This is a genomic window from Mesorhizobium sp. M7A.F.Ca.CA.001.10.2.1, from assembly GCF_003998575.1.
Lineage (GTDB): Bacteria > Pseudomonadota > Alphaproteobacteria > Rhizobiales > Rhizobiaceae > Mesorhizobium.
Window position 1 is genome coordinate 1 of sequence record NZ_RZQY01000873.1, and the last position, 2,004, is coordinate 2,004.

At 62.4% G+C, this 2,004-nt stretch carries 2 protein-coding genes and 1 pseudogene; 2 read left to right on the forward strand and 1 reads right to left on the reverse strand.

The genetic code is table 11. The annotated features are described in order from the left end of the window. Window positions 1-223 (reverse strand): annotated as a pseudogene (locus EN964_RS32885) (ribonuclease); the annotation flags it as partial. Window positions 224-405: 182 nt separating this feature from the next. On the opposite strand from EN964_RS32885, the gene EN964_RS32890 reads away from it, so the two are divergent. Beyond that, on the forward strand, window positions 406-1,338 hold the full coding sequence (locus EN964_RS32890; RefSeq protein WP_127277323.1) for an alpha/beta fold hydrolase: 933 nt from the start codon (window positions 406-408) through the stop codon (window positions 1,336-1,338). 99 nt (window positions 1,339-1,437) lie between these two features. Next, window positions 1,438-2,004, forward strand: a 567-nt coding sequence (locus EN964_RS32895; protein WP_164776256.1) for a CaiB/BaiF CoA-transferase family protein, incomplete at its 3' end; no start/stop codon positions are given.

Sequence of the window (2,004 nt, forward strand, 5' to 3'; positions counted from 1 at the left end):
GGATAAGGTAGTGCGTCGGCGCATCCTTGTTGCCGGCAAGCAGCTGGTAGCTCTTCCCGGCATCGGTCGAGACATTGCCGGGGTTCTTGCCGTTCTTGATCGCTTGCGTCGCCGGACAGGCAGCGTCGGCGACGAAGCTGCCGCTCATCTTGACGTCGGCACGCGCCGCCCCGGCCAGCGACGCCGCCAGCATGGCCAATCCGAAAATGACAGCACTACGCATGGAAAATCCCCGGCTGGACAAGTGGGCGACAGACTGAAGCTGTCTCCATGTCAGAATTGCGATATTTTGCTGGCCAAACGCAAGAAACATCGTCGCGAAAAGCGGGTTTGCCGGATTGACGCATAATGTGGGCCGGCGCAAACAAAGCCAACGACGATAATGCAAGGGCGGGACCAGGCGGCATGTCATTCAGCCAGCAGCGCGTGGTTGCCTCGCCGACCGGTGCCGAGCTCAATCTTTTCGTCAGGCAGGCCGACGGCCGGGCACGCGCCGTCGTCCAGATCAATCATGGATTGGCCGAGCACGCAGCGCGCTATGCCCGCTTTGCCGATTTTCTTGGCTCCCGCGGCTTCCACGTCTATGTCCACGATCATCGCGGCCATGGCGCGACCAAAGCCCCCGACGCGCCGCTCGGCAGATTTGCCGACAGGGATGGCCCCGCCAAGGTGATCGCCGATATCGGCGCCATCCATGACCTCATCGCCAGCGAACAGCCAAACAGACCGGTCATCCTGTTTGGTCATTCGATGGGCGCATCCGTGGCGTTGAATTTCCTTTTAAGTCATTCGCCCCGCGTCCATGCCGCCGCGATCTGGAACGGCAATTTCTCTCAAGGCCTGCTCGGGCAGGTGGCGCTGGGCGTCCTTGCCTGGGAGAGAATGCGGCTCGGCTCCGACGTGCCATCGCGTCTGCTGCCGAAGCTCACCTTCCAGGCTTGGGGCAAGGCGGTGCCCAACCACCGCACATTGTTCGACTGGCTGTCGCGCGACGAGGCGGAAGTGGCGAAATACATCGCCGATCCGCTCTGCGGCTGGGATGCTTCGGTGTCGATGTGGCGCGACGTCGTCGGCATGGCGCTGAACGGCGGCAAGGATGCCGGCTTTGCCGGTATCCGACGCGACCTGCCCATCAGCATCGTCGGCGGCGAAAGGGATCCCGCCTCGGATTATGGCAAAGGGATCACGCATCTTGCCAGCCGCATGCGCGCCATGGGCTTTTCGAATCTGGTTTCAAAGGTTTACGCCGACACCCGCCACGAAAGCCTGAACGAGGTGAATCGCGACATCATCATGGATGATTTCGCCATTTGGGCCGACGAAGTCCTCAAAGCGTGACGGATTGGCCCATTGCAAGAGCCGTGACAGCCGTTGCAGGGCTTGATAGAGGCTCTGGTTTCGCAGCAATCACGGTGATTGCGGCAATCACGGTGATTCATGGCTGAGCCCCCGCTGAAAGGCGTCCGCGTCGTCGAACTCGCCCGCATCCTTGCCGGGCCATGGGCCGGGCAGTTGCTCGCCGATCTCGGCGCCGATGTCATCAAGGTCGAGAGCCCCGATGGCGGCGACGACACCCGCAAATGGGGCCCGCCCTTCGTCATGGGCAAGGACGGCGAGAACCTGTCGGCCGCCTATTACCATTCCTGCAATCGCGGCAAGCGCTCCATCGCCATCGATTTCTCGACGCCGGAAGGCGCGGAGACCGTGCGCCGGCTGGTCGCCACCTCGGACGTGCTGATCGAGAACTTCAAGCTCGGCGGCTTGAAGAAATACGGCCTCGACTATGACAGCCTGCGCCAGATCAACCCGCGCCTCGTCTATTGCTCGATCACCGGCTTCGGTCAGGACGGACCCTATGCGCCGCGCGCCGGCTACGACTTCATCATCCAGGCCATGGCCGGCATGATGTCGATCACCGGCGAGGTCGGCCGCGAGCCGCAAAAAGCGGGCGTCGCCATCTCCGACATCTTCACCGGCCTTTATTCGGTCATCGCCATCCAGGCA

What these genes read in the sequence shown, in the direction of transcription:
- EN964_RS32890 (WP_127277323.1), top strand. Translation starts at nt 406, where the DNA reads ATGTCATTCAGCCAGCAGCGCGTGGTTGCCTCGCCGACCGGTGCCGAG.